The following is a 7,655-nucleotide window of genomic DNA, read 5'->3' on the forward strand; positions in this document are numbered from 1 at the left end:
TCAGTTCAGGGTCAGCACCCAGGAACCGTTGCAGCCCTTGCTGTTGTTGCGGTCCCACTCGTAGTTCCAGCTGTCGGCGACCTGCACGTTGGTGTGCGTCTTCCAGTAGCCGCCCGGCGTGGTCACCACCACGTCGTGATTGGTGAGCACCGAAACCTCGCCCGGGCTGAAGGTCCACACGCCCTTGCGGGCCGGGTACTCCAGGGTTACCTCGACGGTCCGCCCCGAGTAGTTCTGCACGACCAGGCACGCGCCCGGGTAGGTCTCGGCATGCGCCGGCGCTGCCGCCACGACCGCGCCGAGGGAGATGGCGGCCGTAGCCGCGGTGGTCAGTACGCCGGTGATGACTTTCCGCATTGCCCTGTCCTTGAAGTCGATCTCGTCTTGCTGTTGTCAAGGACGGTATTTCCCGCCCCCTGGGATCCTCTTATAAAAATCTTGTGATGCCTAAAGCCGGCTCTCAGCTAAAGCTCAGCACCCGAGAAGGACAGAACTCAGGCGCCGACGGTGGTTTCCAGGTGGGAGCCGGTGCGGCCGCGGATGACGTGCAGGCGGCTGGGGATGCGCTGGCGCATTTCGTCGACGTGGCTGACCACGCCGACCACGCGGCCGCCGGAGCGGAGTTCGTCGAGGACGCCCATGACGGCGTCGAGGGTGTCGGCGTCGAGGCTGCCGAAGCCCTCGTCGATGAAGAGGGTGTCGAGGACGAGGCCGCCGGATTCGGCCGCTACGACGTCGGCCAGGCCGAGGGCCATGGCGAGGGAGGCCATGAAAGTTTCGCCGCCGGAGAGGGTTTTGGCGGGGCGAATGGCACCGGTGTAGTCGTCGCGGATATCCAGGCCCAAGCCGCCTCGGCGGCCGCGAGGGCCGGCGGCGTCGGTGTGGACGAATTCGTAACGGCCGCCGGACATTCGGCGCAGGCGGACGGAACCGGCCAGGGCTACTTCTTCCAGGCGGGCGGCCAGGACGTAGGAGCGCAGGGACATGCGACGGTTGTTCTCACCGCGGCCCGCTACCACGTCGGCCAGGGACGAGAGTTCGTCGTGGGCGCGCTGAATGGGGGCGATGCGGTCGACGGCGGCCCAGAGCTGGGAGCAGAGGTCTTCGAGCTGTTCGACCCTGCGAATGGCTTCGGCATTGGCGGCAACCGCCGCGGTGAGGTCCGAGTCCGCCTGTGCGACAGAGGCTTCCAACTGTTCAAGGTCGCCGAGCGCGGCGTCGGCGGCGGCTTGGATCTCGGGTTCGGCGAGTACCGCCTCCGCGTGGGCGCGGGCGTTCTCGGCTGCCAGTAGTTCGGCTTCGATATCGACCTGCTCGCGTTCGGTCCGGGAGGCGGCATCCACGGCGCGGCCGTAGACGGCCAGAGCCGTGTAGTCCGGCCCGCTCTCACCCATGACCGGCGGTGCCGATTCCACCAAACCGGCTTCGTACGAAAGCTTTTCGACCCGTACCGCCAGCACGGCGACTTGTTCCCGGGCACTCGCGGTCTCCACACGCGCATCCCGCACGGCAGTGGCGTCGGCGACCAGCGCTTCCAGCCGAGCACGGCGACGATCCACAGTCCCGTCCGATCCGGCCGCCGCGCGCAGCCGCTCGGTCAGCTCGGCCAACCGGCGATCGGCCGCCACCACCCGTTCCAGGGTCGCGCTGGCCTGGCTCTGGCACTCACGCAACTCCCTCTGCAATTTCGCCTCGTCGGCCCGCAGCCGGTTCAGCTCGGCGGTCAGCTCCGCGACCAGCGCGGCCATCCGCTTCGCCTCGTTGTGCCGCGCGCTCGATTCCGACAGCGCCGCAGCCAGTTCCGCCTTGTCGACCGCCCCACCGCGCTCGGTCAGCACCTCGATGGCCCGCTCCAGCTCGGCCACCAACTGCCCGGCTCGCTCCCGGCGCGCCTCGGCGGCCCGCTCCGCCGCGAGCGCGGCGTCCTCCGCCTCTTTCGACACGGCCTGTTCGGTGGCCCGCGCCGGATGCGGATGCTCCCCCGACCCGCACACAGCACACGGCTCCCCGTCCACCAGCACCCCCGCCAGCTCGGCCGCCATCCCCGCCAGCCGCAGCTCCCGCAACTCCTGAGTCCGCTCCCGAGCATCCAGATGCGCGGCCCGAGCATCCTCGAACCCACGCTTGGCCGCGACCAGCTCCCCCTGCCGCTGCTCCAACTCCACAGCGGCCCGAGCAGCCACCTTCAACCGCTCGACCTCGGCCTCCAGCCCGGCGAGCCCCGCCGCCGCATCGGCCGCGGTGCGCAGCCGAACCTCCACCCCCGCAATGGTTCCCGGCAACTCTTCCTGCCGCTTCCCCAGCTTCGCCGCCCGCCCCGCGATGTCATCCTGCGCGGCCCGCAACTGCGCCAGCTCCCGCGTCAGCCGGGTAGCCGACTCCGCATCGGCCCGCACCTCGTCCAAGGCCCCGATATGCGCGCTCCAGCGCTGCACGGCGGCCTCCAGCCCTGAGCCCGCCGCCTGCGAACCGTCCTTTGCGGCGGCCGGTCGGGTAACCGCCGGACCACCGATGTGGGGTAGCCCAGCAGAGGCCGAATCGGCGCCCCCGAGTCCGTTCGGAACTCTGCTACCGTCGGCCGGCGGCAAGCCTCCCGAGTCGGCGCTGCGGGTCGCGGCGAGGCCGAATCCGGAACCACCGGAAGAGAATTCACCGAACGCCTCGCCATCCGCGGCGGAGGGTCCGGCTGCGGTGCCGACGCGGCCGACAACGCGGTCTCCCTCGGCATCGGCCCCGGAGTGGCCCGGCTGCTCGGCGCCGGTTTCGGTCCGGTCGTCACCCGGACCGCTTCCTGCCCGAACGGCGTCGGCTGGCGGTTCGAGGTAGGCGAGGTCTTCTGCCAGGTCGGTGCCGTGGAGTTCGGCGGCGGCCAGATCCGCTGCGGCCCAGGTGGTTCCGGGGAGTTCGGCGGTGGCGGGCTGGAGCAGGCGGTCGGCGAGTTGTTCGGCGGCGCGGGCGGATTCGGTTTCGCGGCGGCGGAGGGTTTTGGCGGCGGCGCGGGCTTCTTCGAGAGCGGCGGCTACCGGGTCGGCGCGGCGGGCATGGTCGAGTTCGAGCCGGCGGGCCGCGCGCTGGTCGGCGGCGGCGGTGTAGGCGGCGAGCTGGGTGCGGGCGGCGGTGAGGCGGCGATGGCGCTCGTGCAGGGCGCGCTGGGCTTCGGCTTCCAGGCGCAGGGCGGCCGAATGCTGTTGCTGCCGGGCCAGTTCCAGGGCCCGCTGGTCGCGGGCGGTGCGGGCGGTGGCGAGCAGGCGCTGGGACCAGTCGACGGATTCCAGCGGGCCGGCGGTTTCGGTGGCGGCCAGGCCCGCCGCCACGCCGACCTGGGCGATGAGGCGGTCGATGCTCTGCTTGCGGGCGTCGAGGTCGGCGGCGCTGGCGCGGCGCTTGTCGATCAGCCATTGTTCGGCGGTCGCGAAACGTTCGGTGTCGAAGAGCTTTTCGAGAAGTTTCTCGCGCTCCTCGTTGTCGGCGCGCAGGAAACGCGCGAAATCGCCCTGCGGCAGCAGCACCACCTGGAAGAACTGGTCGGCGCTCATCCCGAGCAACCGGAGAATCTCGTCGCCGATATCGGGAATCCGGGACAGATTCTCACCGCGCCCGTCCAGCCATTCCAAAGTGGCGGAGGCGTTTTCCTTCACCATGCCGGATTTGGCCCGCTTGCTCGGCCGCTGGAATTCCGGAGTCCGATTCAACCGCAGCCGCCGCCCGCCGACCGTCGCCTCCAGAATCACCCGCGGCGGCGTCTGCTCGTCCGCGTGATCGGAATGCAGCCGCTTGCTCTCCCCCCGCGCCCCCGGCACGCTCCCGTACAACGCGAACGCGATCGCGTCCAGCACCGTCGTCTTCCCCGCGCCGGTCTGCCCGTGCAGCAGAAACAGCCCCTCGGCCCCCAATTCGTCGAAATCCACCACGGTGGGTTCCGCGAACGGCCCGAAGGCGGTCAATTCCAGCCGATGCAGGCGCACGCGCCGACCCCTTCCCACTCCGCCACACACCATCCAACAACCCGCCGGCCGCGCACCCCCGCAGGACACGCCGCACGGCGGCAACGGTTTTCGCTCACGCGGTCATCCCGCTCGCGGAATCCCCCGCGCCCGAACCGGATTCGGGAACGTCGAACAACCCCACAACCTCGCCCACCGCGTCCTCGGATAGCTCACCCTCCAGGTCTCCACCGACCACGTCGAACAACCCGCCTGCCGAATCGGCGCCCCTGCGGGAAGACACCCCGGCGTCCTCGATCCCCGCGTCCGCCGCCTCGGATGCCTGGCGGGCTGGACCGGTCGCACGAGTGGGCACGTCTCGCTCGCGAACGGCGGCGGCGAGGGCGCGTTCGACCCAGGTCATCTCGCCCGGCGTGGGAACGCCTCGGACGTCGGTGAGGAAGCTGTGGGCGACCTCGGTGTCGCGGCGGCCGTGGACGCGTTCGCGGTAGCGCAGTTCCGGGTTGCCTTCGGGGCGCATCCATTCCACGTGGACGGCGTGCGGGAAGCGGTCGCGGAGGCGGCGCAGGGCGTCCACGGGGCGAGCGGTGTCGGTGAGAGTGGCCGAGACGTAGTCGTTTTCGGCGGGGGCGTGCTCGGGGGCGGTGAGCAGGGCTTCCAGGGTGCCGGTGAGCTGGCTGAGGCCGCGGATCAGCGGGAGGTCGCGGCGTTCGACCGTGGCCAGGCCGGCGGCGTCCAGGTCGATGATCCAGACCGCCTTGCGATGCGAGCGTTCGCCGAACGAATAGGGCAGCGGGGACCCGGAATAGCGAACGGATTCGGACAGCGTCTGCGGGGAATGCAGGTGACCGAGCGCCACGTAGTCGATGCCGTCGAAGGCGGACATGGGCACGGTTTCGACGCCGCCGACGGAGATGGATCGCTCGGATCCGGTGGCTTCGCCGCCGACCACGAAGGCGTGCGCGAGCACCACCGAACGGGTCGCGGGGCGCGCCGCGAGATCGGTCCGGATCAGCCCCATCGCCGCGTCCAGGATCTCGGCGTGCGAGCGCGCCTGCGGCACACCCAGTTCCACGCGCGTGATGTCCGGCTCCAGGTACGGGATCCCGTAGAACGCCACCGCACCGTGCGCGTCGGCCAGCAGCACCGGCCGCGCCACCTCGGCGATGGTGCACCGCAGATGCAGCCCGCCCGCCGCCGCGAAACTCCCCAGCGCCCCCAGCCGCGTCGGCGAATCATGGTTGCCGGACGTCGCCACGATGGTTGCTCCGGCGGCGCGGATCGCCTCGAACCCCCTATTGCACACCGCGATCGCGTCAGCACTCGGAATGGACCGGTCGTACACATCCCCCGGCACCACCACCACATCCACCCGCTCCGCCGCCACCAGCTCGGCGATGGCGCGCAGCGAACACTCCTGGTCGCCCAGCAGATCGACGCCGTGGAACGTGCGCCCGATATGCCAGTCGGAGGTGTGCAGGATCCGCATGCCCCGAGACCGTAGGCGATGCCTCCGACAGGTTTCGCACTACCCACACGGTCTGTCGGAAACACGCCGATGTATAGCTGTCCCGCCACCCCGCGACTTCAGCGGACCGCCGAGTGCCGTTGCCAGGAATGCACCCGTGCCTGCCGCCGAGCGCCGAAACATCTTCGGACGTACCCGGTGAGTTACCCCGACCGTCGCGAAAGGCTGTCGTGGACTTGGCATACGCGAGCTCGGCGTGTCGGGCCGGACCGAACACGTGTCGAAACTGCGCGGTTGCTCAATTCACTTTCTTGTCGGTGGAATCTGCCACTATCTGCATTCATGACCGCACCGATGCTGTTTGCGCTGCTGTTGGTGTTCGCCGCCGGGGTCGCCCTGGGCTGGTACGGGCATGCCGCCCGTGCGGGCCAGCGCGCGGCGGTGGCCGAGGCCCGGCTGTCGGCCATGCAGGACAACGAGCGGCTATTGCGGCAGTCACTGGGAGCGGCCAGTGAGGACGCGGCGCGGCGGCAGTCCTATGCGATCGGGCATCTCGTCGAGCCGCTGCGGGAAGCCGTGGGGACGCTGAACCGGCAGATCCAGGAAGTCGAGCACAATCGGATCAACGCGTATTCCGGTCTGCGCGAACAGGTCGCGGGCATGCAGCGCACCTCGCATCAGTTGTCCACGCAGACGGGGCAATTGGTGGCGGCGCTGCGGGCCCCGCAGGTGCGCGGGCGCTGGGGCGAGATCCAGCTGGAGCGGGTGGTGGAACTGGCCGGCATGGCCAGGCACTGCGATTTCGACACCCAGGTCACCCGGCGCGGCGACACCGTGGTGCGCCCGGACATGGTGGTGCGGCTGGCGGGCGGCCGGCAGATCGTGGTGGACGCCAAGGTGCCGTGCACCGCCTACCTGGACGCCGCCGCCACCGAGGACCCGCGCGAACGCGAAGGGCATCTGGCCCGGCACGCCAAGCACCTGCGCAACCACGTGGAGCAATTGGCCGCCAAGGAATACTGGGCCGCCTTCGACCCGTGCCCGGAATTCGTGATCCTGTTCGTGCCCGGCGACCCCTTCCTCGACGCCGCCCTCACCACCGATTCGGGTCTGCTCGAATACGCCTTCGGCCGCAATGTCGTACTGGCCACCCCCACCACCCTCATGGCCCTGCTGCGCACCGTCGCCCTGGGCTGGCGGCAGGAGGCCATCTCCGCGGATCTGGCGGTGGTGCAGCAACTCGGCCGTGAGCTCTACACCCGGCTCGGCACCACCGGCCGGCACCTGGACCGCCTGGGCGCGCAGCTGGGCAAGGCCGTGGACGCCTTCAACCACACCGTCTCCTCGGTGGAATCACGTGTGATGGTCACCGCCCGCAAGCTGCACGATCTGGAGGTGTCCGACGCCCCGGTACCCGAATTGCATCGGGTCGAGTCCTGGCCGCGCGCAGTGGGTTTCGCCGACTCGGAAGGCTGAGCCGGAGCCGCTGTCGATCACCGTGCCGGGTATGCGAGCTATGTGCCCGGCAAGCTCGCCAGATGTCACCGACCTCGTGAGATGACTCGATGCTTTAGTGTGCAGATCGTGGCAGTTACCCCAAGCGAGCGCGCAGAGGTGCCCCCGTCGCACCGTTCGATCGTGCCGTCGGTTCCCGGCGTGCCTTCCGGTGCGGCGGTTCTGATCGCGGTGACCTGCACGTTCATCGGATTCTTCATCGATGCTCGCGGCGGCGGTAACGAGCTCACCGGCACTTTCGCGACGCTCTACGTGGTCGGCTGCGTGCTGGCCGTGCTGGTGGTGCGGTTCAAGGGCGTGTTCACCACCATGGTGCTGCCGCCGCTCCTATTGTTCGTCACGGTGCCGCTGGCCTATCAGCAGATGCTGGGCAGTTCGGGCGGCCTCAAGGACGTGCTGCTGAACCTGGCCATCCCGCTGGTGAGCCGGTTCCCGACGATGGCGCTGGCCACCGTGCTGGTGCTGGTGATCGGCGGCGTCCGTATCTATCTGCATCGCCGCGAGCACGAGAGCGAGGCCGATGCCGGGCTGCCCAGGCCGCGCGCCCGCAGCACCCGCCCGGGTGGTTCCCCGCGGGCCCAGCGCACCCGGCCCGCCGATTCCAAGGACCCCGCCAGACGTCGCTCCCGCGCCGCCGCCGAACCCGATGCCGCCGCGGAATCCGGCAGCACCGCCCGCCCGTCCCGCCGCCCCGCGGGCCGGGTAGCCGCGACCCCGCCGCGCGTGGG

Annotated in this window: 4 protein-coding genes and 1 pseudogene; 2 read left to right on the forward strand and 3 right to left on the reverse strand. The window is 70.2% G+C overall.

The window, feature by feature from the left end:
• The 3 genes and pseudogenes from NY1_RS36810 to NY1_RS36820 all read right to left on the reverse strand — a co-directional run.
• Positions 1 to 357, reverse strand: a complete 357-nt coding sequence (locus NY1_RS36810) for a hypothetical protein (RefSeq protein WP_067721814.1) — start codon at positions 355 to 357, stop codon at positions 1 to 3.
• Between the two features lie 137 nt (positions 358 to 494).
• A complete protein-coding gene (locus tag NY1_RS36815) occupies positions 495 to 3,965 on the reverse strand; it encodes an AAA family ATPase (protein ID WP_067721816.1) in 3,471 nt (1,156 codons plus the stop codon).
• Positions 3,966 to 4,278: 313 nt separating this feature from the next.
• Positions 4,279 to 5,433 (reverse strand): annotated as a pseudogene (locus NY1_RS36820) (exonuclease SbcCD subunit D); the annotation flags it as partial.
• A gap of 321 nt (positions 5,434 to 5,754) precedes the next feature.
• Between NY1_RS36820 and NY1_RS36825 the strand changes: the two are divergent.
• Positions 5,755 to 6,888 carry a DNA recombination protein RmuC gene (locus NY1_RS36825; RefSeq protein WP_067721817.1) on the forward strand — a complete coding sequence of 378 codons (1,134 nt, stop codon included), beginning with the start codon at positions 5,755 to 5,757 and terminating at the stop codon, positions 6,886 to 6,888.
• A 162-nt stretch (positions 6,889 to 7,050) separates the two neighbouring features.
• Positions 7,051 to 7,655 (forward strand): DUF6542 domain-containing protein (locus NY1_RS36830; protein WP_157762714.1); only part of this gene is annotated, 605 nt, incomplete at its 3' end.

The sequence above is a fragment of the Nocardia yamanashiensis NBRC 100130 genome (assembly GCF_001613325.1).
Taxonomy (GTDB): domain Bacteria; phylum Actinomycetota; class Actinomycetes; order Mycobacteriales; family Mycobacteriaceae; genus Nocardia; species Nocardia yamanashiensis.